At 64.0% G+C, this 23,573-nt stretch carries 20 protein-coding genes; 13 read left to right on the top strand and 7 right to left on the bottom strand.

Annotated features, from left to right (window positions below; translation table 11 throughout):
* Window positions 1-327: 327 nt before the first annotated feature.
* From ACOIX3_RS21630 to ACOIX3_RS21615, 4 genes are all read right to left on the bottom strand, one after another.
* Entirely contained in the window at window positions 328-1,362 is a 1,035-nt protein-coding gene (locus tag ACOIX3_RS21630) for an ABC transporter permease (RefSeq protein ID WP_420964202.1), read from the bottom strand.
* Between the two features lie 102 nt (window positions 1,363-1,464).
* Window positions 1,465-2,967, bottom strand: coding sequence for a sugar ABC transporter ATP-binding protein (locus ACOIX3_RS21625; protein ID WP_420964201.1), 1,503 nt, complete (start codon window positions 2,965-2,967; stop codon window positions 1,465-1,467).
* 9 nt (window positions 2,968-2,976) lie between these two features.
* A complete protein-coding gene (locus ACOIX3_RS21620) occupies window positions 2,977-4,011 on the bottom strand; it encodes a sugar ABC transporter substrate-binding protein (RefSeq protein ID WP_420964200.1) in 1,035 nt (344 codons plus the stop codon).
* Window positions 4,012-4,099: 88 nt separating this feature from the next.
* Complete coding sequence (locus ACOIX3_RS21615) at window positions 4,100-4,525, bottom strand: globin (RefSeq protein ID WP_420964199.1); 426 nt, start codon at window positions 4,523-4,525, stop codon at window positions 4,100-4,102.
* Between the two features lie 209 nt (window positions 4,526-4,734).
* On the opposite strand from ACOIX3_RS21615, the gene ACOIX3_RS21610 reads away from it, so the two are divergent.
* From ACOIX3_RS21610 to ACOIX3_RS21565, 10 genes are all read left to right on the top strand, one after another.
* A complete protein-coding gene (locus ACOIX3_RS21610; RefSeq protein ID WP_420964198.1) occupies window positions 4,735-5,355 on the top strand; it encodes a DUF2946 domain-containing protein in 621 nt (206 codons plus the stop codon).
* An 84-nt stretch (window positions 5,356-5,439) separates the two neighbouring features.
* On the top strand, window positions 5,440-7,827 hold the full coding sequence (locus tag ACOIX3_RS21605) for a TonB-dependent receptor family protein (protein WP_420964197.1): 2,388 nt from the start codon (window positions 5,440-5,442) through the stop codon (window positions 7,825-7,827).
* A gap of 11 nt (window positions 7,828-7,838) precedes the next feature.
* Complete coding sequence (locus tag ACOIX3_RS21600; RefSeq protein WP_420964196.1) at window positions 7,839-9,065, top strand: exo-alpha-sialidase; 1,227 nt, start codon at window positions 7,839-7,841, stop codon at window positions 9,063-9,065.
* Complete coding sequence (locus tag ACOIX3_RS21595) at window positions 9,062-9,559, top strand: TlpA family protein disulfide reductase (RefSeq protein ID WP_420964195.1); 498 nt, start codon at window positions 9,062-9,064, stop codon at window positions 9,557-9,559. The genes ACOIX3_RS21600 and ACOIX3_RS21595 overlap by 4 nt, the downstream gene beginning before the upstream one ends.
* Before the next feature lie 34 nt (window positions 9,560-9,593).
* A complete protein-coding gene (locus ACOIX3_RS21590; RefSeq protein ID WP_420964194.1) occupies window positions 9,594-10,121 on the top strand; it encodes a copper chaperone PCu(A)C in 528 nt (175 codons plus the stop codon).
* A gap of 7 nt (window positions 10,122-10,128) precedes the next feature.
* Window positions 10,129-10,656 (top strand): YcnI family protein, encoded by a 528-nt coding sequence (locus ACOIX3_RS21585; protein ID WP_420964193.1) that lies wholly within the window; start codon window positions 10,129-10,131, stop codon window positions 10,654-10,656.
* A gap of 3 nt (window positions 10,657-10,659) precedes the next feature.
* Entirely contained in the window at window positions 10,660-12,237 is a 1,578-nt protein-coding gene (locus tag ACOIX3_RS21580; protein ID WP_420964192.1) for a copper resistance CopC/CopD family protein, read from the top strand.
* 164 nt (window positions 12,238-12,401) lie between these two features.
* On the top strand, window positions 12,402-13,721 hold the full coding sequence (proS, locus tag ACOIX3_RS21575; protein ID WP_097673593.1) for a proline--tRNA ligase: 1,320 nt from the start codon (window positions 12,402-12,404) through the stop codon (window positions 13,719-13,721).
* A 72-nt stretch (window positions 13,722-13,793) separates the two neighbouring features.
* Window positions 13,794-15,074 (top strand): lipoprotein-releasing ABC transporter permease subunit, encoded by a 1,281-nt coding sequence (locus ACOIX3_RS21570; protein WP_420964191.1) that lies wholly within the window; start codon window positions 13,794-13,796, stop codon window positions 15,072-15,074.
* Window positions 15,075-15,082: 8 nt separating this feature from the next.
* Window positions 15,083-15,781, top strand: a complete 699-nt coding sequence (locus ACOIX3_RS21565; RefSeq protein WP_212314825.1) for an ABC transporter ATP-binding protein — start codon at window positions 15,083-15,085, stop codon at window positions 15,779-15,781.
* 107 nt (window positions 15,782-15,888) lie between these two features.
* Here ACOIX3_RS21565 and ACOIX3_RS21560 read toward each other — a convergent pair whose 3' ends face one another.
* Both ACOIX3_RS21560 and ACOIX3_RS21555 read right to left on the bottom strand, forming a co-directional pair.
* Window positions 15,889-16,170, bottom strand: a complete 282-nt coding sequence (locus tag ACOIX3_RS21560; protein WP_420964190.1) for a DUF3551 domain-containing protein — start codon at window positions 16,168-16,170, stop codon at window positions 15,889-15,891.
* 117 nt (window positions 16,171-16,287) lie between these two features.
* On the bottom strand, window positions 16,288-16,584 hold the full coding sequence (locus ACOIX3_RS21555; RefSeq protein WP_420964189.1) for a DUF3551 domain-containing protein: 297 nt from the start codon (window positions 16,582-16,584) through the stop codon (window positions 16,288-16,290).
* 294 nt (window positions 16,585-16,878) lie between these two features.
* On the opposite strand from ACOIX3_RS21555, the gene ACOIX3_RS21550 reads away from it, so the two are divergent.
* Window positions 16,879-17,613 (top strand): outer membrane protein, encoded by a 735-nt coding sequence (locus ACOIX3_RS21550; protein ID WP_420964188.1) that lies wholly within the window; start codon window positions 16,879-16,881, stop codon window positions 17,611-17,613.
* A gap of 198 nt (window positions 17,614-17,811) precedes the next feature.
* On the opposite strand, the gene ACOIX3_RS21545 is transcribed toward ACOIX3_RS21550, so the two are convergent.
* Complete coding sequence (locus ACOIX3_RS21545) at window positions 17,812-18,075, bottom strand: hypothetical protein (protein ID WP_420964187.1); 264 nt, start codon at window positions 18,073-18,075, stop codon at window positions 17,812-17,814.
* A 729-nt stretch (window positions 18,076-18,804) separates the two neighbouring features.
* Between ACOIX3_RS21545 and dnaE the strand changes: the two genes are divergently transcribed.
* Both dnaE and ACOIX3_RS21535 read left to right on the top strand, forming a co-directional pair.
* Complete coding sequence (gene dnaE, locus ACOIX3_RS21540; protein WP_420964186.1) at window positions 18,805-22,329, top strand: DNA polymerase III subunit alpha; 3,525 nt, start codon at window positions 18,805-18,807, stop codon at window positions 22,327-22,329.
* 219 nt (window positions 22,330-22,548) lie between these two features.
* The gene (locus tag ACOIX3_RS21535) at window positions 22,549-23,541 is read left to right on the top strand and encodes a 30S ribosomal protein S2 (RefSeq protein ID WP_092114613.1); all 993 of its coding nucleotides are present in this window, start codon (window positions 22,549-22,551) and stop codon (window positions 23,539-23,541) included.
* Window positions 23,542-23,573 lie beyond the last annotated feature (32 nt).

Genomic DNA, 23,573 nt, shown 5'->3' with positions numbered 1-23,573 from the left:
ATGGCAACGGCGATTGTCGGGCCAATCCTCCCAGCTATCTCGCGATATGCCGTCGACGCCGACAAAAGGGTAATCCTCCGCTGCCGGCCGGAGATTAGCCCCCACTCGGCTGTTCGGAAAGTTTGACGCAATTGCCGCAGCGCACGTGTGGAAGTGTGACACCGGAACCGCGCAACGCATTCGATGTCGTCCCTGCGAAAGCAGGGACCCATAACCACCGACCGTCTTTCTTGTGCGATCGTGGAATGACGAGTCCCGTTCATCACACCCGCCGCGGAGTATGGGTCCCTGCTTTCGCAGGGACGACGAATGGAGAGGGCTCCCCGGCTACTCCGCCGCCTGCTCGCGCAGGCGCTGGGCGTAGACGTTGATGATCAGCGCGGCGAGCAGGATCAGCCCGCGGATCAGGATCTTCAGGAAGCTGTCGATATTGACGTGATCGAGGCCGTTGTTGAGCACGCCGAGCACGAACAGGCCGACGATGGTGTTGCCGATGCCGCCGCGGCCGCCGAACAGGCTGGTGCCGCCGACCACCACTGCCGCGATCGAATCGAGGAGATAAGTGTCGAACTCGTTCTGCTGTGCGCTGCCGAAATGCGCGACGCCGAGCATGCCGCCGATCCCCGAGCACACCGCCGAGATCACCATCACGCTGCCGAGGATGAGCTTGACGTTCAGCCCGGCGAATTCCGCGGCTTCGCGGTTGCCGCCGACCATATAGACGTAGCGGCCGAAGCGCGTGTAGGTCAGCATCAGATGGCCACCGAGCAGCATCACCGCGGCGACGATCACGATCCAGGGGATGCCGCCGATCGAGCCCGAGCCGAGCGTCGTGATCAGCGGCGGCACCTTGTAGGCGATCTGGCCGCGCACCAGCAGCGCCGAGACGCCGGCCGCGATCTGCATCATGGCGAGCGTCATGATGAAGGAGGGAATGCCGATCACGGTCAGCCCCAGCGCGTTGACGAGGCCAAGCAGCGCGCACAGCGCCAGCGCCAGCAGGATCGCGGCAAAACCCGGCATCGGGACGTTGGCGATGTTGACGTAGGACTCCTGCAGCGTGAAGTACGCCACCGCAATGCCGGTGACGTTGGCGATGCTGGCGATCGACAGGTCGATCTCGGCGCACAGGATCACGAAGGTGAGGCCGACGGCGATGATGCCGGTCACCGACACCTGCGTCAGGATATTGCCGAGATTGTCGATTGTGGCAAACGACGGGCTGGCGATCGCGAAGAAGCCGCTGAGGAAGATCAGCGTCAGGAACGGCGCGATGTTGCGCATCTGCGAGCGCAGGAAGGGCGCCAGCCCGCGCGGCCGCTTGTGATCGGCTGGGCTCGTCGCGCTGTCACTGCTCGCCATAACACTTCTCCATTAGGCGCGCTGAGTTGGTCATCGCGCCTCGTTCATTTTTTTGAGCACGACCTTGTCGGAAAACCGCCTCGCATTTTTCCGGATCATGCTCTAGGCCGCCTCGAGCAGCCGATCCTTGCTGACCGCCTCGCCCTCAAACTCACGCACCACCGCACCGCGCTTCAGCACCAGGATCCGGTCGGCCAGCGACAGCACCGTTTCCGGTTCGGTCGAGAGCACGATGATCGCCAGTCCCTTGGCGCGGAGGTCGCGCACGATGTTGATCACGTCGTTCTTGGCGCCGACATCCATGCCGCGGGTCGGCTCGCACAGCACCAGCAGCCGCGGCGGGTAGGTCAGCCATTTCGCCAGCGCCACCTTCTGCTGGTTACCGCCGGACAGCATGCCGAGATCGAGGCCGACCACCGGCGGCCTGATCTGCAATTGCTCGACCTGGCGCTGGGCGATCGCGCGCTCGCGCATCGGCTTGAGCAGCAGCGCCGAGATCCGCTCGAGGATGCTGATCGAGATGTTCTTGTAGACCGGCTCCTGGAGGAACAGCATGGCGCGGCGGCTCTCCGGCACCAGCGCGACGCCGGCCCGCCGCGCCGCCGCGGTGCTGCGGAATGTCTTGGCGGAGCCATCGACAACAAGCGTTCCGCCGTCCGGCCGGAGCTTGCCGAACAGGATCCGCGACAGCTCCAGTTGGCCGCAGCCCATGAAGCCGTAGATGCCGAGCACTTCGCCGGCGCGGGCCTCGAACGAGACGTCCTGCAGGCTGCGGCGGAGCGAGAGCTGGTCGACCTTCAGCACCGTCGAACCGCCACCCGGTTGCGGGAGCATCAGGTCATCGGTGTAGCTGTGCTCCAGCGCCTCGCCGCCGCGGCCGATCATGGCCTCGATCAGCGCGCCCTTGGTGGTAACAGCGGACGTGGTCTCGGCGATCTTCCGCCCGTTGCGGAACACGGTCACCACGTCGGAGACCCGCAGGATGTCCTCGATGAAATGCGAGATGAAGACGATGCTGGTGCCTTCGTCACGGAGCCTGTGCAGCGTCGTGAACAGGCGTTCGACCTCGGGCGGGGAGAGCGCGGAGGTCGGCTCGTCGAGGATGATGATGCGCGCGCCGGAAAACAGCACACGGGCGATCTCGATCAGCTGCTGCAGGCCGATCGGCAGGTCGCCGAGCCGCGTCATCGGATCGACGTCGATGCCGAACCGGGACAGCTGCTCGCCGGCCTCGCGCGCCATCCGCCGCCATTGCACGAAGCCGAGGCGGTTGGTTGGCTGGTTGCCGAGGAAGACGTTCTCGGCGACGGTCAGATCAGGCGCGACGCTGAGTTCTTGATGCACCATGCCGATGCCGGCGGCATGGGCGTCACGGGTGGAGCGGAACCGGGTTTCCTTGCCGTCGAGCACGAAGCGGCCGGAGAACTCCGGATGCACGCCGGCGATGATCTTCATCAGTGTGCTTTTTCCGGCGCCGTTCTCGCCGACGAGACCATGGATCTCGCCGGCGTGCAGCGCGAAGTCGACCCCACGAAGGGCTTCGACACCGCCGAAGGCCTTCGTGATCTGGTTCAACTCGAGGATCGGGGAGCGTCCCTGCGACATGCGGACCGCTCAGATCAGGAAGTGATCCTCCATCCATTGCATGCCGGCGGCGTTGGCCTTGGTCACGACGGGACCATCGGTCACGACGTTCTTCGGAATGCCCTGGCCGCTCTTCTCGCCGCCGACCACGGCCGCGACGCCCGCCACGATCGCGCCGCCATGGATGCGGCAGGACGGATTGCGCACGGTTGCGAACATGCGGCCTTCGCTGACCGCCTGGATCGCCGGTGGCATGGCGTCGACGCCGCCGATCAGGATGTTGGTGCGGTTGTGCGCCTTCATGATGTTGGCGGCGGCAAGCGCCATGTCGTCATTGTGGAAGAACGCGGCGTCGATCTGCGGATACTTCGTCAGATAGGTTTCCCAGAGGCGGGCAGTCTTGGAGACGTCCCAATCGGCGGGCTGCGTGTCCAGCACCTCGATGTTCGGGAACTGCTTCACGACGGAGTTGAAGCCCTTGGCGCGGCCTTGCGCGCCGGTGTGGCCGAGCGCGCCCTGGGTCATGATGACCTTGCCCTTGCCGCCGATCGCGTTGCACAGCGCCTGTGTCACCGAGGCGCCCATGAACTCGTTGTCGGGGGCGAGGAACGAATGGACGTTGATCTGGTCGAGCGGCGCGATCAGCGTGTCCATGTCGATCACGGGCGTGCCCGCGTCGATCATCTTCTGCACCGGCTGGGTCAGCGTGCCGATGCCGAACGCCTGGATCGCGACGAAGTCCCATTTCTGCGAGGCCATGTTGTCGATCGCGGCGCGCTGCTTGACGGCATCGAGCTGGCCGTCGAACCAGGTCACCTCGACATTGAACAGCTTGCCCCAGAACTCGGCGGCTTGCTTGCCCTGCGCGCACCATGTCGCCTGCAGTCCGGCGTTGGAGAATGCGGCCTTCAGCGGCTTCTCCGAACGTCCCATTTCGGCTGCGAGCGCGGACGTCACGCCCATTCCGCCGAACAGGCCAGCCGCAGCTCCGCCTGCCGCCGCCAATTGCAGAAGATCGCGCCGAGTCGTCGACGCCTTGTCCATCCCCTTGTCGGTCCCTGGCATTGTTTGCTCCCTCTTCGTTTTTCTGACCGTCGGCGTCAGTTGCACGCGCCGCGGATAAAGGGAGTGTGTCACAATCGGAACGGTGACGCTACGCCTTCGCGTCCACGAGATGTTTCTGCTGCAGCACGATGGCCTCGATGTCGCGAAGCAGCTTGTGCCACGCAGCATCGAACTCGTCAGACCATTGCTCACCGAGAATGTCGCGCAAGCAGTCCGCGATCACGGCGAAGAATGCGACGAACAATTCGCGCGGCGTCCCGTAGGCGTCATGCGAGAACACCTCGGATTCGATCAGGCGAAAATGTCCGCGGCGCTCGCCTGCGAAATCGAGGATGGCTTCGATCGTGAGCGCCAGCATCGAGCCTTTCACCGGCTCGCTGCCTTCTGTGCGAAACATCGCCTGCGCCTCGGGATGTTCGCGAAACAGGCGCTGGTACACCAACGGCGTGAGATCATCGCAAGCCGCCGCTGCGAGTTCAAAACTGCGTTCGATTGGATTCGATGATGGAGTCATAGCGCTTTGCGATCATCACATAAAAAAAGAGCAGGGCTCCAAGCCCTGCTCCAAAAATTGTGTCGACCCTATTTGCCCCAAAAATTCGGTTTGATCTTGATTGATGGGGTGACGCTGCTTGTGCGCGTCGGGCTCCTCCCGAGACTTGGACCACCAGGACACACCTCGCGGCTGGCCTGAGCCCGAATTGGTAGACTATCTTTCCAGCCTTGTCATCATTTTCGGCAACGATTGTTCAAATTTCGAGCAATTTGCGAAATGATTGGGATGGTGCCACTGGCAGTTGCGAAAGCGAGCTGAAAACACGTGACAGGGTAAGGGGATACAAAGGCCTGTGGAGTGGCCGTGGCGCAACCATCACGCCCGGCTATTTCCGTCAGCCGGAAGAAACGAGCGAGGTCGATGATCTCGACTTCCGACGGCTGTGGTGGTTAGTTCCGTCCCGGATGGGTTTTGCGATGCGCCGGCGGCTGAAGATTTTTCTGCCCATAGTCCTGGTTGCCCTGCTGGTGCAGATTTTCGCACCGATCGGGGCCTGCTGGGCGGCGAGCCTTGCCACGTCCGATCCGCTCGCGGCCGCCACCATCTGCCACGGCAATGCCGGCTCCGGAGCCGGGCAGGGTGACCAGACCGGTCATGATGCCCATGACGGCTGTTGCTCCGCATGCAGCGTGCTGCAGACCGGTGCGCCCGTTGATAATCCGGAGATCACGGCGCACGCCGTCGAGCGGCCTTCGACGCGCATCGCCTGGCTTGATTTCGCGGGCGAATTCGATCGCTCGCAGGCGCGCCTGTCCGCGCAAGCCCGCGCGCCGCCGCTTTTTTCCTGACGACGTTCTCGCTGCCGGTGCGCGTCGCGCGCCGGCGAGTGCCTTAGAGCAAGCCGGCCGCAGAGCCGGTGTCAGGATTCATCCATGTTTCGGTTTCATCCGCGGGCCGGCGCCAGTGCGCTCACGCTGGGCGTCGGGCTTTCCATGCTTACAAGTTGGGCAGAGGCCCAGACGACGTTGCCGTCCGTCACGGTCGATGCACCGCAGGCCGCGCGAGCGAAACCGGCAAGATCCAAGCCGAAGACGCGCGCGGTTGCTGCCCGGCGGCCTGCAAGGCCACTGGCGCCCTTGGCCGTGGCGGCGGCTGGGCGCGCGCAGCGCATCGCGCCCGGCGCGGCGCGGGACAGCCTGAACCAGGGGCCAGCCGGTCAGACGCAAACCACCATCGACCGCAGCCAGTTCGACAATCGGCCGTCCTTCTCGGTGGCGGACGTGTTGCGCGACAGTCCCGGCATCTCGATCAAGCAGGGCAACGGCCCGCGTGATTTCGGCATCTCGATTCGCGGGTCGAATGCACGCAATGGCTTCGGCATCCGTAACCTCGTGATCTTCGACGACGGCTTTCCGGTCACGCAGCCGGACGGCCTGTCGCGCAGCGACCTGATCGATCCGCACGCCTATGGTGCGATCGACGTGGTCCGCGGGCCATCATCGGCGCTCTACGGCAATTATGCGACCGGCGGCGCGTTGAATTTCCGGACCCGGCCGGGCGGCACGATCGACGGCGTCGAATACGGCGTCGACGGCGGCAGCTTCGGCTATCTCAACAACTATCTGGCCGCGGGCAAGAAGGTCGGCAATTTCGAGGGCTCGCTGTTCGCGAGCGACGCGCGCGGCGACGGCTATGTTGGCAACAGCTGGTTCAATACCCAGACCGTCAATTTCCTCGGCACGTTGCAGGTCACGCCGGACGACCGTTTCACGTTCAAGCTGATCAACAATGACCTGACCGCGCGCCTGCCGATCCGCTCGTCGCTCAACCAGTTCAACCAGAACCCGTTCCAGCAGGGCTGCGCGACCGGAGCGACGGCCGCGCCGGGATGTGGAACCGTGACCTTGTTCAACAACGGGTTCAATTCGGCAGCCGGGACCGACAAGGAGACTGCAGTCCAGGCGGGTCTCGGGCGCTATGATCGCCGGACCATCGTCGGCGGCCGCTGGGAGCACGATTTCGACAACCAGACCACCTGGCGCAACCAGTTCGTCTTCGACGACCGCAATATCAGCCAACCGACGGGATCGACGAGCTCGATCGGCGACTTCCCGTCCTACAACTACATGAGCGACGTCGTGAGGCGCGGCGACATCTTCGGAATGGATTCGACGGCCTATTTCGGCGGCTTCTACAATACGCTTACCGCTTCGAGCGATACGCGTAATGTGATGCCGGGCGGAAATGCGACGCTTGGAAGCCTGTCCAGCAATCTGTTCAGCACGACAACGAACTACGGCCTTCGTGCGCGCGAGGAACTAAAGCTCACCTCTGCGCTGACAGCCGTTGCCGGGATCGGCTGGGAGACCACCAATCTTACCGGGCGAAACACCGCCTATAGCTACACCGGCGCGGCCGGGACGACGACCACGGCGATCACGACCGCGGATCGCCAATTCCAGAATACGGCGCCTGAGCTTGCGCTGCTCTACCGGCTGAACAGCGACTGGCAATTCCGCGGCCGCGTGGCAACCGGCTACGGCACACCGCAAGTCAGCAATCTCTTCGTCCTGCCGAGCGGCGCTTCGGGCAATAACACCCAGCTGCAGACGCAGAAGAATCTGGGCTACGACATCGGGGCCGACTGGACGCCAAACAATGCGCTCAAGGTAAGCGTCACCGGGTTCTACGAGTTCTTCAAAGACGAGCTGGTCTCGCAGGCAACGCCGCTATCGGGCATCTCCTACACGTTCAATGCGCCGCGATCGGAACATCGCGGCGTCGAACTGGCCGCCGATTGGAAGTTCCTGCCGGGCTGGCGGTTCTCGGCTGCCTACACCCATCTCGACGAGGTCTACACGGAATACGTCGAGAACATCACGAATGGCGCGGTCTTCAGCTTCAATCGGGTCGGCAACAAGATTCCCGGCATCTCGCCGAACGAGCTCACGACGCGGTTGGGCTACGACCAATTGTCGGGTCCGTTCCAGGGACTCGGCGGGTTCGTCGAGGTCCAGTGGAAGGATGGCTTCTACATGGACAACGCCAACCTCTTGAGGGCGCCGGGCTACGAACTCGTCAATCTCAACCTGCACTACACGACTGGTCTCGTCTCCGATTATTTCAAGACGCTGAATCTGTACGTCGAGGTGAGGAACGTTTTCGATCGGACCTATGTGGCTTCGGCGAACAACATCACGAATTCGGTGACCGCGGCGGGCATTCAAAATCCCGCGAGCGTACTGGCGAACTCGACCAACTCGATCTATGCCGGATCGCCGCGCGCCTTCGTGGCGGGCATGAAGATTGCGTTCAAGTGAGGAGCGCATCGATGACATACCAGAAACCTGCGGCTCTGACAGTGCTGGCAACGGTCATGCTTGCGGCCTTGCCGAACAGTGCTATGGCGCAAATGAGCCATCAACACGCCTCCGAAGCGGCATGCGAAGAGACCGTGCTGCGCTGCGCGACCAAGGTCACGCCGGCCTTCGCGCCCGACGGGACATTGTGGCTCGCATGGATGGCCGGCGGTCAGATCTCCGTCGCGAGCTCGAAGGATCAGGGCAAGAGCTTTTCCGCGCCGGCGCAGGTGACGCGGGAGCGGCTCAACCTGGATTGGGGGCCGGACGCCCGGCCGAAGCTTGCGATCGACGCCAAGGGGGAGCTTGCGTTGGCTTTCTCGACCTTCCGCGATCAGGCCTTCAATGGGCAGGTGCTGACCACGCGGTCGACCGATGGCGGGCGCAGCTTCGATCCGCCGAAGTCGATCACCACCAGCAACGAGAGCCAGCGCTTCGAGGCGATCGGCTTCGATCCAGGAGGCGCGGTGTTCGCGGTCTGGCTCGACAAGCGCAACCGCGTGCCGGCGCAGCAGCGCGGCGAGAAGTATGACGGTGCCGGATTGTTCTTTGCGACCTCGAAGGATGGTGGCGCGACCTATTCCGACGCGCAGCTCGTGGCTGACAACACCTGCGAGTGCTGCCGTCTCGCCCTGGCGTTCGATGGTTCGGGCCATCCTGTCGTGGTGTTTCGGAACATTTTCGAAGGTGGCGTGCGTGACCATGCGATCGTGACATTCACCGATCTGGCCACCCCTGGCGAGGTGCATCGGGTGAGCCGCGACGACTGGCAGATCGCGGCATGTCCGCACCACGGTCCCAGCCTGACCATTTCGCCCGCAGGAACCTACCACGTGACGTGGTACACCAACGGAAAGGCGCGCAAGGGATTGTTCTATGCGCGGTCACGCGACGGCGGCAAAACCTTCTCCGATCCGCTTCAGATCGGTCAGCCGAACCGCAGCCCGTCACGGCCGCAGATCACCGCTGGGCCGCCGGGGCTTGTAATGGCCTGGAAGGAGTTCGACGGCCAGAAGACATCGATCAATCTGATGACATCGCATGACGATGGAGCGACATGGTCGAAGCCCACTGATATCGCCGACACCGCCGACAGCTCCGACCATCCGCTGCTGGTCTCGAACAGCCGGCAGACCTACCTGTCGTGGATGACCAAGGCCGACGGCTACCATTTTCAAGCGATCGAGGGCGAACCATGAAACGTCATTTGCTCGCTGCGCTTGTCCTGTTCGCAACGCTGCCGTCCGCACTGGCGGCGGGGGAGAGCGCGCCGAAGCCGTTCGAACGCGGCAGCTGGCAGAAGCTGCTGCGTGCGCACGCCGGTCATTCGACGCTGGTGCACTTTTGGGGCGTGACCTGCGGACCATGCAAGGTCGAACTGCCGCAGCTTGGCCAGTTCATGAAGGATCATCCCGATATCGACGTCGTCACGATCAGCGCGGATTTGGTTCCGAACCTTCCGGAGGCGACGCGATCGATGCTGGATCACGCCGGGCTCGCTTCCGCCGAGAACTGGATTTTTGGCGACGGCTTTGCCGAGCGATTGAGATTTGAGATCGATCCGGCGTGGCAAGGTGATATTCCGCGAACCATGCTGATCGCCCGTGACGGAACGATCACAACGATCGAGGGATCGGCCGAAATCGCCGATCTGAACAAATGGTCTGAGGCCCAGGCCGCAACAATCCGATAGCACAACTACTTCAATCTGAAAGGAAGCCGTCGCCATGAAATCGTTCTCTCGCATCCTCGCCCTCACGACGCTGACTGCTGCGCTCGTGTCTACGTCCGTACGCGCGGAGGACGTCAAGGCCGGCGACCTCGTGATCACCCAGGCGTGGACGCGCGCCACGCCGAACGGCGCCAAGATCGGCGGCGGCTATCTGACGATCGAGAACAAGGGGACGACGCCGGACCGGCTGGTGTCGGGCTCGGGTGACGTCGCCGGCAAGATCGAGGTCCACGAAATGTCGATGGACAACGGCGTGATGAAGATGCGTGCGCTCGACAAGGGACTGACCATCGAGCCGGGCAAGACCGTCAAGCTTGCACCCGGCGGCTATCATTTGATGATGTTCGACCTGAAGAACCCGCTGAAGCAGGGCGACAAGGTTCCGGTCACGCTCCAATTCGAGAAGGCCGGCAAGGTCTCGGTCTCGCTGGACGTCCAGGCTGTCGGTGCGCAGGCGCCGGGTGGCGGCGATCACTCCGGCCATGGCGACCATTCCGGTCACATGGACATGAAGAAGATGTGAGGGAGCCATGCGGTCAACCACGCTCCTCATTGCTACGGCGGCGCTGCTCGCAGCGTCGCCGGCGGTCGCCCATATCACGCTTGAGGGAAAGCAGGCGCCGGTCGGCTCCTACTACAAGGCTGTCTTCGCCGTGCCGCACGGCTGCGCGGGATCGGCGACGATCAAGATCCGCGTGCAGATTCCGGATGGCGTGATCGGGGTGAAGCCGATGCCGAAGCCCGGCTGGGCTCTCGATACGGTCACCGGCAAATACGCCGCCCAGTACGACTATCACGGTGCCAAGCTCTCCGAGGGCGTGAAGGAAGTCGCCTGGAGCGGTGGCAAGCTCTCCGACCAGCACTACGAAGAGTTCGTGATGCAGACGTTTCTCACCGATACGCTGAAGCCGAACACCACGTTGTACTTCCCCGTCGTGCAGGAATGCGAACAGGGCGTCAGCCGCTGGATCGATATCCCGGCCGAGGGGCAGGGCGGCGGGCACGACCATGGCAGCAAGACGCCGGCGCCCGGCGTCAAGCTGCTGCCGAAGTCGTAAGCCGTGCGGGCGGTCGCAAGTCTTGTCGTTGCTAGTCTTGCCGCGTTGCTCGTGGCGCTGTGTCTTGCGACCTCGGCCCATGCGCATGCCGTCCTGATCGCCGCTGAACCTGCGGATGGCAGCGTGGTGACGGAGGCACCGAAGACGGTGGTGCTCCGCTTCAACGAAGCGGTGGCGCCGACCGCGGTCAGCCTGCTCGACGCTGCGGGCAAGCCGCGCGACGTTACGATCCGCGCCGTCGATCAATCTGTCATGGTGACCCTGCCGGCGGACCTGCCTCAGGGCACGCAGGTGGTCAGCTATCGGGTGGTGTCGCAGGACGGCCATCCGGTTGCGGGTTCGCTCTTGTTCTCGATCGGCGTCGTCACCGGCTCGGCGGCGCCGGCTGGCGACGGCCTGCTCCATGGGCTGATCTGGCTGGCGCGACTCGGGCTCTATCTCGGGCTGTTTGCAGGCGTCGGCGGTGTGTTCTTTGCCACCTGGATCGGGCAGGGCCCGGCCGGCGAACGGCTGATCATGTGGTCGCTGGCGATCGGCCTCATCGGCGCGGTCGCCTCGCTTGGCTTGCAGGGCGTCGACCTGCTGAACCTGCCGATCACGGGCATCCTGACCTGGGCGGCGTGGGCCAGCGCCGCCGGCACCAGCCTGTTTCCTGCACTGCTGCTCGCGATGGCTGCGATGTTGATCGCGGCGGTCGGCTGGCGCAGTCCGTCGTTCAGCGCGGCCTGGATCCGCACCGCGGTCGCAATGATCTGCGTCGGGCTGTCGCTTGCGGTCAGCGGTCATGCCGCCACCGCCTCTCCGCAATGGCTGACGAGGTCCGCGCTGTTCATCCATGGCGTTAGCCTCGCGTTCTGGATGGGCGCACTCGGGCCACTGGCGGTGCTGGCCTGGCAGCGCAAGGATTCGCTGCTGCGGGTGCTCGGGCGCTTTTCAATGCTCGCGGTGCCGGTCGTCGCGTTGATCGCCTTGTCCGGCCTGGCACTCGCCGTCGTTCAGCTCGAAAGCTTTGGCGCACTGATCGACACCGGATACGGCAACGTCCTCCTGGCGAAGCTTGTGCTGGTGTCGCTGTTGCTCACGCTCGCTGCGCTGAACCGGCTGGTGTTCACGCCGGCCATCGCGCGCGAATTTCACCGCACGCGGCCGCTGCAGCGCTCGATCGCGCTCGAGTTCGTGCTGATGATCGCGATCCTCGGTCTCGTCGCGCTCTGGCGCTTCACGCCGCCGCCCCGCGTGCTGGCAATGTCGGACGACGTTCCGCTCGCGGTCCACATCCACACCGATGCCGCGATGTTCCAGGTGCTGATCGCGCCGGGCAAGGTCGGGCAGAATGACTTTGTGCTGCAGCTGATGAACGGCGATGCCAGCCCGTTCGCGGCCAAGGAGGCGACGCTGACGCTGAGCCTGCCGGATCGCGGCATCGAGCCGCTGGAACGCAGCGCCGCGCTGGGTCCCGACGGCTATTGGCACGTCAAGAAGGTGCCGTTGCCGGTCCCGGGCCGCTGGCACATGCAGATCGACGCCCTGGTGAACGATTTCAAGAAAGTGACGCTGGAAGACGATTTCGAGGTCAGGTAAACGCACGATCGGCGCGCCGGGCACGCCGGCGGGACGCAAATCGCTCAAATGGCGGAAAATAGCCTGATTTGAAGGGCTTTTGTCATTTGGCGGCCTTGTGTTTTCACAGCCGATCCGGTTTCACTGCTGCGCTTCCCACGCTTTCCTGATTCCCGAGTAACGCCATGCGATTGTCGCGGTTTTTCCTGCCCATCCTGAAAGAAAACCCGAAAGAGGCGGAGATCGTCTCGCATCGGCTGATGCTGCGCGCGGGCATGATGCGGCAGGAGGCGGCCGGCATCTATGCCTGGCTGCCACTCGGCTTTCGGGTGCTGAAGAAGATCGAGCAGATCGTTCGCGAGGAGCAGGACCGCGCCGGTGCGCTCGAACTGCTGATGCCGACGCTGCAGCTTGCCGATCTCTGGCGTGAAAGCGGCCGCTACGACGCCTATGGCCCGGAGATGCTGCGCATCCTCGATCGTCACAAGCGCGAGCTGTTGTACGGACCGACCAACGAGGAAATGATCACCGAGATCTTCCGCTCCTACGTCAAGTCCTACAAGAACCTGCCGCTCAACCTCTACCACATCCAGTGGAAGTTCCGCGACGAGCAGCGTCCGCGTTTCGGCGTGATGCGCGGCCGCGAATTCCTGATGAAGGACGCGTATTCGTTCGACCTCGACGAGGCCGGCGCGCGGCGCTCCTACAACAAGATGTTCGTGGCTTATCTGCGCACCTTTGCGCGGATGGGCCTGAAGGCGATCCCGATGCGGGCCGAGACCGGCCCGATCGGCGGCGACCTCAGCCATGAGTTCATCGTGCTGGCGGAGACCGGCGAGTCCGGCGTCTTCATCAACCGCGATGTGCTGGACCTGCCGGTGCCGGGCGAGGACGTCGACTATGAGGGCGATCTGACGCCGATCATCAAGCAGTGGACCTCGGTCTATGCGGCGACCGAGGACGTCCACGAGGCTGCGCGCTTCGAGCAGGAAGTGCCGGAAGCAAAACGGCTGAACACCCGCGGCATCGAGGTCGGCCAGATCTTCTATTTCGGCACCAAATATTCCGACACCATGAAGGCGATGGTGGCGGGGCCTGACGGCGTCGACGTGCCGATCCATGGCGGCTCCTACGGTGTCGGCGTGTCGCGTCTGGTCGGTGCCATCATCGAGGCCTGTCATGATGACGCGGGCATCAAGTGGCCCGAGGCGGTCGCGCCGTTCCGCGCCGCGATCCTCAACCTCAAGCAGGGCGACGCCGCGGTCGACGGTGCCTGCGAGCAGCTCTATCGCGAGCTCTCGGCGAAGGGCGTCGATGTGCTCTACGACGACACCGATCAGCGCGCCGGCGCCAAATTCGCCGCGGCCGATCTGATCGGTATCCCCTGGCAGATTCTCGTAGGGCCCAAGGGGCTCGCGGAAGGTAAGGTCGAAGTGAAGCGCCGCAGCGACGGTTCACGCGAGAACATGAGCCCCGCGGACGTGGTCGCGAAGCTCGCGGGTTAAAGTTTATTCACGCCGTATCTATCGGCGGGGTAATCCGGCCACATTTGACCCGAATCATGGGATTATCGAGAGATGGATGAGACCATGAGCGAGCCAGTCCGTACCCCGCCTTTTGCGCCATTCGAATGGCTGCTGTCCGGACGCTATCTGCGCGCGCGCCGCAAGGAAGGGTTCATCTCGGTCATCGCCGGCTTCTCGTTCCTCGGCATCATGCTCGGCGTTGCCACGCTGATCGTGGTGATGGCCGTCATGAACGGCTTCCGCAAGGAGCTGCTCGACAAGATCCTCGGCCTCAACGGCCACCTTCTGGTGCAGCCACTGGAATCGCCGCTGACCGACTGGAAGGACGTCGCCGACCGCATCAGCCAGGTGCAGGGCATCCGTCTAGCCGCGCCCGTCGTGGACGGACAGGGGCTCGGCTCGTCGCCGTTCAATGCGGCCGGCGTCTTCATCCGCGGCATTCGCGCCGATGATCTCAACAACCTCACCTCGATCGCCAAGAACATCAAGCAGGGCACGCTCGAGGGCTTCGACGAGGGGCAGGGGGTTGCGATCGGCCGCCGGCTTGCCGACCAACTCTCGCTGCATGCCGGTGACATGATCACGCTGGTCTCGCCGAAGGGCGCGGTGACGCCGATGGGCACCACGCCGCGCATCAAGCCCTACAAGATCACGGCGGTGTTCGAGATCGGCATGTCGGAATACGATTCGACCTTCGTGTTCATGCCGCTGACCGAGGCGCAGGCCTATTTCAACCGCAACAACGACGTGTCCTCGATCGAGGTGTTCACCACCAATCCGGACAAGATCGAAATCTATCGCAAGCTGGTGACGGAGGCGGCCGGCCGGCCGGTCTTCCTGGTCGACTGGCGGCAGCGCAATTCGACCTTCTTCAACGCGCTGCAGGTCGAGCGCAACGTGATGTTCTTGATCCTCACCATGATCGTGCTGGTCGCGGCGCTCAACATCGTCTCCGGGCTGATCATGCTGGTGAAGGACAAGGGCCAGGACATCGCGATCCTGCGTACCATGGGCGCCTCGCAGGGCTCGATCATGCGGATCTTCCTGATCACCGGCGCCTCGATCGGCGTGGTCGGAACGCTGACCGGCTTTGCGGTCGGCATGCTGATCTGCCTGAACATCGAATCGATCAGGCAGTTCCTGTCGTGGCTCACCAACACCGAGTTGTTCTCGCCGGAACTGTATTTCCTGTCCAAGCTGCCGGCTGAGGTCGATTTCGGCGAGACGCTCGCCGTCGTGATCATGGCGCTGACGCTGTCCTTCCTTGCGACGCTCTACCCGTCATGGCGCGCCGCGCGCCTCGATCCGGTTGAAGCGCTCCGGTACGAATAGGAGCGCACATGGCGGAGGGGGCGGAAGACGTACCGGTTGTCTATCTTCATGATATCAAGCGGGAATACAGGCAGGGCGAAGCGACGCTGACGGTCCTGAACGGCGCCAAGCTGGCGCTGTGGGCCGGTCAATCGGTGGCGCTGGTGGCGCCGTCGGGATCCGGCAAGTCGACACTGCTGCACATCGCGGGCCTGCTTGAGAGTCCCGATGAGGGTGAGGTCTATGTCGCGGGCACGCCGACCTCGCAGATGTCCGACGTCGACCGCACCCAGATTCGCCGCTCCGATATCGGCTTCGTCTATCAGTCGCACCGACTGCTGCCGGAGTTCTCGGCGCTCGAGAACGTCATGCTGCCGCAGATGATTCGCGGCCTCAAGCGCTCCGAAACCGTGAAACGCGCGACCGAGATCCTCTCCTATCTCGGGCTTGGCGACCGCATCACCCATCGTCCGGCCGAGCTCTCGGGCGGCGAACAGCAACGCGTGGCGATCGCGCGCGCGGTTGCGAACGCACCGCGGGTGCTGTTTGCGGACGAGCCGACCGGGAATCTGGATCCGGGAACGGCCGATCACGTCTTCAACGCGCTGATGCAGCTCGTGAAGGCGACCCGGGTCGCGATGCTGATCGCGACCCACAACATGGATCTCGCCGCACGGATGGATCGCCGGGTGTCACTGTCGAACGGACAGGTCGTCGAGCTCGAATAGCGTTTCGCGCGAAGTGGGTCGCGGTTCGTGTGAAGAACGCTCGCTAAGCGTAGGAAGCTAGAGCCTTTTCCGCTCTGATTCAGTCGGGGTGGAAAGCGCTTGAGCCCTCAATAAGCGGGGCGGGGCCGTCTGCCAGGCCGGCTCGGCCGACGATCGACCGGCGGCCCGGCATAATAGGGATTGTTGATGCATATCGCGGCGAGGCCGGACGCTGAGGCGCGGCACTGCTCCAGCGACATGTAGCCGCAGTCGGTATCCTCACCGCCCCATCGGTAGTTCGTCTTGCAGACCGGCGAGGTCGAATCGTATTTCTGGGCATTGGCTGGCGTGCTTGCGATGGTACCTAGCGCCAGGAGCGCCGGAAACAGTACCAGAATCAGGTTTCGCATCAGAAGCTCCAGTCGATCTGGCGCCGGCAACGCTCGCGCCGAATATCCGTGCGAATAGGCACCGGCGTGCGGGAACGATCAACTCACATTCCCGCGGCGGCGACGCCGGGCCGGGCGTCAGTGAATGAACAGGTCGAAGAAATTGCCCTCACGGCGGTCGCGCGGGGCGACGTGCAGATAGGAGCGCGGGTCGTTGTCGCCGGCATAATAGGGGTTGGCGATGCAATTCTGTCCGATGCCGGAGGCGGTGGCCAGGCACGCCTCATAGGACGGATAGGAGCAGTTGCTGAGACCTGGATAGCGGTCGCCCTGGATGCAGAACGGGTAGCGCACGCCGACGGCATGGGAGGGCGCCGTACCAAGCGTGGCGAGCGTGACCACAGACGCCGCAGCAGCAAGAATCATCGTCCGCATGTGCATTCCTTATCGCTGCGAAGATTCGATCTCGGCGACGATCCAAATCGGACAAGCCGGTTCCGGTCAACACGATCTTGCGCGCAGCTGCGCACGCAGTTTTGAATTGTGAAAATTGTGCGGCAGCTATGTGGCAAAAGTTCCAAGAAGTGCTTGTAACGCAGTATTAACTTCAAATTTGAGCGAAGTCGTTTGGGCCTGCCTGTTGCAGCGAAGTTACAGCAATTCCGACGGGGGCTGCTATGACGGTGTCTCGCGGCCTTGGGGGCCTGTAGAAAAAGTTGGAACGGGAAAATGAAAAAGATTTTGCTTGTCACCGCCAGCCTGCTCGCGCTCAGCGCGACCGCTGCCTCTGCGGCTGACCTCGCGGCTCGCCCTTACACGAAGGCTCCGCCGCCCATGGTTGCCGCTGTTTATGATTGGACCGGCTTCTACATCGGTATCAACGGTGGTTGGGGCCAGAGCCACGACAACCGTTCGGTCGACGGCTTCGGCCAGGCCGGCAGCTACGATGCCAACGGCGGCACCGTCGGTGGCCAGGTCGGCTACCGCTGGCAGACCGGCGGCTGGGTGTTCGGTCTGGAAGCTCAGGGCAACTGGGCTGACTTCTCCGGCAGCACCGGCAACCTGCTGGTCCCGGGCGGCACCGTTCGCTCGAAGACCGATGCGTTCGGCCTGTTCACCGGCCAGATCGGCTACGCTTGGAACAACGTCCTGCTGTACGCCAAGGGCGGTGCTGCGGTCACCGATCGCAACTACCAGTTCCTGGCACCCGGCGGCGCGCTGGCGTCCTCGACCGGCTACGACACCCGTTGGAGCCCGACGGTCGGCGTTGGCCTCGAATTCGCCTTCACTCAGGGCTGGTCGCTCGGCGTCGAATACAACCACATCTTCGAAGACACGCACGGTGCGACCTTCGTGACCCCGGCTGGCGTCGGCGTGACCGGCTTCCACACCGGTGGCGACACCGACATGGTCCTCGGCCGTCTGAACTACAAGTTCGGTGGCCCGATCATCGCGCGTTACTGATCGCTCGCTTAATCCAAGCGGCATCGAAAACCCCGGGCTCCGGCCCGGGGTTTTTTGTTGCCTTGGCGGATGAGCAATCGGCCAGGCTGGCCGCGCGGGCGTCTTGTGCCTCCGGTTGGAGGAAAGGGCAGCTCACACGGAATTCTCCCGCGGCAAATGCAGGCCGGGAACTGTTGCCGGTGACGAGCCACGTGCGCCTTAATCGAAATCAGCGAAGTCGAGTCCGGCGTTCGTCTTCGATGCATCGTTGATGCAGTCCGAATACGCGCGCCATCTTTCGACGAAGCCGTAGCCCTTGGCCTGTTGCGCCGCCTTCGCCTTGCATTCGGCCTTGATGTGCTTGACGACAGCCTGCTGCCGCTTGGACATCTTTTCTGCGCCGGCGGGCGTTAGGGTTAGAACCAGAATCGCGAGTGCATTGACTGGAAGTCTTGCTGTGACCGTGGTGGAGATACGAGGCATCACGATGCTCCCCCGAGATATTGATCGCGACTTCACGCTGAGGCCGGAGCACCCAGCTCCTCGATCCTAGGCCTCGCCCCTGCGCTTTCCCTTGCTCACAGGGAGTACCGGAATCGTACGGGCCCGAGCGCTATCAGCAAGCGCTGGAACGGGTCAGAGATGAATCGCGGGGCTGGCTGCTGGAGAACAAAAAGGGCGCCGATTAAAACAACGCCCGGCAGCCGCTAGGCCGCCGGGCGGTAACTGTTCTCGCCATGTTGCAGTCCATGTATCTAAACATTTCTAGCTGACATCAGCCTTACGGCCGGTCCGATCTGCGGCGCAGTTAACCAAGCCGTTTATTTCGGGGGCAGTTTTCAAACTGACCAACGACCCTCGCTTGACTCCTAGAACAAAAAAGGAACAATGTTCTGTATACGTTCCAGTCAGGGAGAGCGGCCATGTTGAAGATTTTCGTGCAGGAAGCTGCAGCGCTGGCATCGATCACGCTGTTCGTCGGGATGATCGCGGTTTGGGCCCAGCTGATCACCCAGTTCTGAAATGTGCCCGCAGGGACAGGGGCATAGGTTGCTTCTGGGGAAAAGCAGGACGACCTGCCGCCACGCCGCGTTCGGCGTGGACTTGGCAGGGTCGAGGCCCCACGATGGGGATGCGAGTCGGGTCTGATGCTTTCGAGCTCCGGCTTGGGCACTTGCGCCATCCCTGAGTTCAAGAGACCCCCGAGCAGCCATGCCGAATGCCGGATTCGTTCATCTTCACGTTCATTCCGCCTATTCGCTGCTGAAGGGCTCGATCAAGATCGCCAAGCTCGGCGAACTCGCCAAGGCTGACCGTCAGCCGGCGCTGGCGCTCACCGACACCGACAACATGTTCGGGGCGCTGGAATTCTCCGACAAGATGGCCGGCTATGGCATCCAGCCGATCGTCGGCTGCGAGCTGGCGGTGGATTTCGGCGATGTCGACCCCAATACGCGAAGCATCCTGGCGACGACGGGGCCGACGCGAATCGTGCTGCTGGCGGCCCGCGAGCGCGGCTACCAGAACCTGATGCGGCTGAACTCGCGGGCGTTCCTGGAGACGCCGGTCAACCAGACCCCGCACATCAAGCTCGACTGGCTCACCGACGACGCCGAGGATCTGATCGCGCTGACCGGGGGGCCCGACGGGCCGATCGCGCTGGCGCTGCGTGCCGAGCAGGCCGCGCTGGCCGCGACCCGCTGCGAACGCCTGGCGAGCCTGTTCGGCGATCGTCTCTACATCGAATTGCAACGCCACGGCATCGACAAGGAGCGCCGCACCGAGGGCGGCCTGATCGACCTCGCCTACAGCAAGGGCCTGCCGCTGGTTGCGACCAACGAGCCGTATTTCGCCAGCAGCGACGACTACGAATCGCATGATGCGCTGCTGTGCATCGCCGGCGGCCATTTGATCGCCGAGACCAACCGCGAGCAATTGACCCCGGATCACCGCTTCAAGACCCGTGCGGAAATGGCGGTGCTGTTCGCCGACATTCCGGAGGCGCTGGCCTCGACGGTGGAGATCGCCGAGCGCTGCTCGTTCCGTCCGAAGACCCGCAAGCCGATCCTGCCGTTCTTCACGGTCGGCGCCGCCGCCAGCTCCGATGCCGCCGCCGACGAAGCTGCCGAGCTGAAGCGCCAGGCCGAGGAGGGGCTCGCCAACCGCCTGCGGGTACACGGTCTCTCGCCGGGAATGACCGAGGAGGACTACGCCAAGCGGCTTGCCTTCGAGCTCGACGTCATCACCCGCATGAAATATGCGGGCTACTTCCTGATCGTCTCGGACTTCATCAAATGGGCCAAGGCGCAGGGGATTCCGGTCGGACCGGGCCGCGGCTCCGGTGCGGGCTCGCTGGTCGCCTGGGTGCTCACCATCACCGACCTCGATCCGATGCGCTTCGCCTTGCTGTTCGAGCGCTTCCTCAATCCCGAGCGCGTCTCGATGCCGGACTTCGACATCGACTTCTGCCAGGACCGCCGCGGCGAGGTGATCCAGTACGTGCAGGAGCGCTACGGCCGCGACCAGGTGGCGCAGATCATCACCTTCGGTACGCTGCAGGCGCGCGGCGTGCTGCGCGACGTCGGCCGCGTGCTGCAGATGCCGTACGGGCAGGTCGACAAGCTGACCAAGCTGGTGCCGCAGAATCCCGCGGCTCCCGTGACGCTGGCACAGGCGATCGAAGGCGAGCCCAAGCTGCAGGCGTTCCGGGATGAGGATCCGGTGGTGGCGCGTGCGTTCGACATCGCGCAGCGCCTCGAGGGCCTGACCCGCCACGCCTCGACCCACGCCGCCGGTATCGTGATCGGCGACCGGCCGCTGAGCGAGCTGGTGCCGATGTACCGCGATCCGAAATCCGACATGCCGGTCACCCAGTTCAACATGAAATGGGTCGAGCCGGCCGGCCTCGTGAAGTTCGACTTCCTCGGCCTGAAGACGCTGACGGTGCTCGATGTTGCGGTCAAGCTGCTCAAGCAGCGCGACGTTCATGTCGACCTCGCGACGCTGCCGATCGACGATGCGCCGAGTTACCAGATGCTGGCGAGGGGCGACGTCGTCGGCGTGTTCCAGGTGGAAAGCCAGGGCATGCGGCGCGCGCTGATCGACATGCGGCCGGACCGCTTCGAGGACATCATCGCGCTGGTGGCGCTGTATCGCCCGGGCCCGATGGCGAACATCCCGACCTATTGTGCGCGCAAGCACGGCGATGAGGAGTCGGAATATCTGCATCCGATCCTGGAGCCGATCCTGAAGGAGACCTTCGGCGTCATCATCTACCAGGAACAGGTGATGCAGATCGCGCAGCAGATGGCGGGCTACTCGCTCGGCCAGGCCGACCTGCTGCGCCGCGCGATGGGCAAGAAGATCCGCGCCGAGATGGACAAGCAGCGCGACATCTTCGTCGCCGGCGCGATGAAGAACGGCGTCGGGAAGGGGCAGGCGGAGACGATCTTCGAGCTGCTCGCCAAGTTCGCCGACTACGGCTTCAACAAGAGCCATGCGGCGGCCTATGCGCTGGTGTCGTACCACACCGCCTACATGAAGGCGCATTACCCGGTCGAGTTCCTCGCGGCGTCGATGACGCTCGAACTCAACAACACCGACAAGCTCTCCGAATTCCGTGCCGAGGCGCAGCGGCTCGGCATCAAGGTCGAGGCGCCCAACATCAATCGCTCTGGCCCGACCTTCGAGGTCAGCGGCAACACGATCTACTACGCGCTCGCCGCGCTGAAGGGCGTCGGCATCCAGGCGGTGGAGCAGATCATCGAGGAGCGCAACAAGAAGGGCGCCTTCACCTCGCTCGCCGATTTCGCAGCAAGGGTGAGCCCGCGCGCCGTCAACAAGCGGATCATCGAGAGCCTGGCGGCGGCCGGCGCCTTCGACACGCTGGACCCGAACCGGGCCCGCGTCTTCGCCGGCGCCGATGCGATCCTCGCCGCCTGCCAGCGCAGTCACGAGGCGGCGACCTCGGGCCAGAACGACATGTTCGGCAGCGCTCCGGATGCGCCGAGCATCATGCTGCCGCAGGCCGAGCCATGGCTGCCCGCGGACCGGCTGCGGCGCGAATATGATGCGATCGGCTTCTTCCTCTCGGGTCATCCGCTCGACGACTACGCGACCGCGCTGAAGCGGCTGCGCGTGCAATCCTGGGCGGAATTCTCCCGTGCGGTGAAGACCGGCGCGACGGCAGGCAAGGTCGCGGCAACCGTGGTGTCGCGCATGGAGCGGCGCACCAAGACCGGCAACAAGATGGGCATCATGGGCCTGTCGGATCCGACCGGCCATTTCGAGGCGGTGTTGTTCTCCGAGGGCCTCGCGCAGTACCGCGATGTGCTGGAGCCCGGCGCGGCCGTGCTGCTGCAGCTCGGCGCCGAGCTGCAGGGCGAGGATGTGCGGGCGAGGGTGCTGCACGCCGAGCCGCTGGATCACGCCGCGGCCAAGACGCAAAAGGGCCTGCGGATTTTCGTGCGCGACACCAAGCCGCTGGATTCGATCGCCCGCCGGCTCAACATGCCGGACGCCGCGCCCGCCCCGGGTGGCGCCGCAAAGCCGCCGGCCGTCAAGCCCGCACCGTCAGCAGCACCGGCAGGTGCGGCCGACGGCGACGTCTCGCTGGTGATGATGCTGGACCTCGAAACCGAGGTCGAGATGAAGCTGCCCGGCCGCTACAAGGTCTCGCCGCAGATCGCGGGCGCAATCAAGGCGGTCGCGGGCGTGGTCGACGTGCAGACCCTGTAAAGGGGTCCCCCGGGCCGCCAAACGGGGCCGTTTTGGTACGATTGGGGCCCGTCCGGCCGGTGTAACCGGCCGTATTTCCTTGCTTCTGGCGCAAATCGCGCTATATACCGCGCCATCTCACACGGAAACATGGCTCTCAAAGGCCGTCCGGTGGCAACCGGGCCATTCAGGCTCGTTTGCTCACACGTTTCCGGAGGATCCAACCGGAGAATTAGATCGATGTCGCTGCCCGAATTCAACATGCGTCAGCTCTTGGAAGCTGGCGTTCACTTTGGCCATCAGTCCCACCGCTGGAACCCGAAGATGCAGGATTACATCTTCGGCGCCCGCAACAACATCCACATCATCGACCTCGCGCAGACCGTGCCGATGCTGCACCGTGCCCTGCAGGCGGTCAGCGATACCGTCGCCAAGGGCGGCCGCATCCTGTTCGTCGGCACCAAGCGCTCGGCCCAGGATGGCGTTGCCGATGCGGCCAAGCGTTCGGCCCAGTATTTCGTCAACTCGCGCTGGCTCGGCGGCACGCTGACCAACTGGAAGACGATCTCGGCCTCGATCAAGCGTCTGCGCCATCTCGACGACGTGCTCTCGTCGGGCGAAGCCAGCTCCTACACCAAGAAGGAGCGGCTGACGCTGCAGCGCGAGCGCGACAAGCTCGACCGCTCGCTCGGCGGCATCAAGGACATGGGCGGTCTTCCCGACATGATCTTCGTGATCGACACCAACAAGGAAGACATCGCGATCCAGGAAGCCCAGCGGCTCAACATCCCGGTCGCCGCGATCGTCGACACCAATTCGGACCCCAAGGGCATCACCTATGTGGTGCCCGGCAATGACGACGCCGGCCGCGCGATCTCGCTTTATTGCGATCTCGTGGCGCGCGCCGCCATCGACGGCATCTCGCGTGCGCAGGGCGATTCCGGAATCGATATCGGTGCGTCGGCTGCGCCCGTGCAGGAAGAGCTCCCGGCGGCAGCGCCGTCCGGCTTCCAGGGTCTCGCTGGTCCTCGCGGCACCGCCGACAACCTCAAGAAGCTCACCGGCGTGTCCGGTACGATCGAGAAGAAGCTCAACGACCTCGGCATCTTCCACTACTGGCAGCTCGCCGAGCTCGACCATGACACCGCGCACAAGATCGGCGAAGAAGTCGGTCTGCCGAGCCGTGCCGACGCCTGGGTTGCCCAGGCCAAGACGCTCGCCGAGGCGGAATAAAAGTTACGCGGCGTGGCCGGGTCTCGCCCGGC

It is taken from the genome of Bradyrhizobium sp. B120 (assembly GCF_049075665.1).
Taxonomy (GTDB): Bacteria; Pseudomonadota; Alphaproteobacteria; order Rhizobiales; family Xanthobacteraceae; genus Bradyrhizobium.
Note: the sequence above shows the minus strand (reverse complement) of the source record. Positions and strands in the feature narration are given on the sequence as shown.

Excerpts from the sequence above, each read along its gene's own strand:
- ACOIX3_RS21630 (WP_420964202.1), bottom strand. The coding sequence starts at position 1,362 with ATGGCGAGCAGTGACAGCGCGACGAGCCCAGCCGATCACAAGCGGCCG.
- ACOIX3_RS21625 (WP_420964201.1), bottom strand. The coding sequence starts at position 2,967 with ATGTCGCAGGGACGCTCCCCGATCCTCGAGTTGAACCAGATCACGAAG.
- ACOIX3_RS21620 (WP_420964200.1), bottom strand. The coding sequence starts at position 4,011 with ATGCCAGGGACCGACAAGGGGATGGACAAGGCGTCGACGACTCGGCGC.
- ACOIX3_RS21615 (WP_420964199.1), bottom strand. The coding sequence starts at position 4,525 with ATGACTCCATCATCGAATCCAATCGAACGCAGTTTTGAACTCGCAGCG.
- ACOIX3_RS21605 (WP_420964197.1), top strand. The coding sequence starts at position 5,440 with ATGTTTCGGTTTCATCCGCGGGCCGGCGCCAGTGCGCTCACGCTGGGC.
- ACOIX3_RS21600 (WP_420964196.1), top strand. The coding sequence starts at position 7,839 with ATGACATACCAGAAACCTGCGGCTCTGACAGTGCTGGCAACGGTCATG.
- ACOIX3_RS21595 (WP_420964195.1), top strand. The coding sequence starts at position 9,062 with ATGAAACGTCATTTGCTCGCTGCGCTTGTCCTGTTCGCAACGCTGCCG.
- ACOIX3_RS21590 (WP_420964194.1), top strand. The coding sequence starts at position 9,594 with ATGAAATCGTTCTCTCGCATCCTCGCCCTCACGACGCTGACTGCTGCG.
- ACOIX3_RS21585 (WP_420964193.1), top strand. The coding sequence starts at position 10,129 with ATGCGGTCAACCACGCTCCTCATTGCTACGGCGGCGCTGCTCGCAGCG.
- proS (WP_097673593.1), top strand. The coding sequence starts at position 12,402 with ATGCGATTGTCGCGGTTTTTCCTGCCCATCCTGAAAGAAAACCCGAAA.
- ACOIX3_RS21570 (WP_420964191.1), top strand. The coding sequence starts at position 13,794 with ATGGATGAGACCATGAGCGAGCCAGTCCGTACCCCGCCTTTTGCGCCA.
- ACOIX3_RS21565 (WP_212314825.1), top strand. The coding sequence starts at position 15,083 with ATGGCGGAGGGGGCGGAAGACGTACCGGTTGTCTATCTTCATGATATC.
- ACOIX3_RS21560 (WP_420964190.1), bottom strand. The coding sequence starts at position 16,170 with ATGCGAAACCTGATTCTGGTACTGTTTCCGGCGCTCCTGGCGCTAGGT.
- ACOIX3_RS21555 (WP_420964189.1), bottom strand. The coding sequence starts at position 16,584 with ATGCGGACGATGATTCTTGCTGCTGCGGCGTCTGTGGTCACGCTCGCC.
- ACOIX3_RS21550 (WP_420964188.1), top strand. The coding sequence starts at position 16,879 with ATGAAAAAGATTTTGCTTGTCACCGCCAGCCTGCTCGCGCTCAGCGCG.
- ACOIX3_RS21545 (WP_420964187.1), bottom strand. The coding sequence starts at position 18,075 with ATGCCTCGTATCTCCACCACGGTCACAGCAAGACTTCCAGTCAATGCA.
- dnaE (WP_420964186.1), top strand. The coding sequence starts at position 18,805 with ATGCCGAATGCCGGATTCGTTCATCTTCACGTTCATTCCGCCTATTCG.
- ACOIX3_RS21535 (WP_092114613.1), top strand. The coding sequence starts at position 22,549 with ATGTCGCTGCCCGAATTCAACATGCGTCAGCTCTTGGAAGCTGGCGTT.